Below are 322 nucleotides of genomic sequence, written 5' to 3' on the forward strand. Positions count from 1 at the left end.
AGATGAATACGTCGACATCAAAATCCTGACTCTCTTATTAACAGACGAATCTATTATTTTATTAAACATAGTCTTGCTCCCTAGTGTATGTGCTGATCAAATCCGACTTTAGCGATTTCAGACGCAACAAAAAATGCGCCTTTAGTTACAAATCGCGTTCCACTATCAAGGCCAATGATTTCTCTAAAACCACCTAAGGCTCGGCCTAGTTCTATTTCTACAGCTTTAAATTCTCCAGGGTGGTCTTCGACAAATACTGTCCAATCACCATCTGCGCTCCGGATCAATGCTACTTCGGGCACAGCCATCACTTTCTGCTTTG

Annotated in this window: 1 pseudogene; it reads right to left on the minus strand. The window is 41.6% G+C overall.

Annotation, left to right across the window (positions count from 1 at the left end):
* Window positions 1-80: 80 nt before the first annotated feature.
* A pseudogene (locus tag CWB65_RS19815) lies at window positions 81-322 on the minus strand (efflux RND transporter periplasmic adaptor subunit); the annotation flags it as partial.

Source organism: Pseudoalteromonas sp. S554 (assembly GCF_005930865.1).
Lineage (GTDB): Bacteria > Pseudomonadota > Gammaproteobacteria > Enterobacterales > Alteromonadaceae > Pseudoalteromonas > Pseudoalteromonas marina.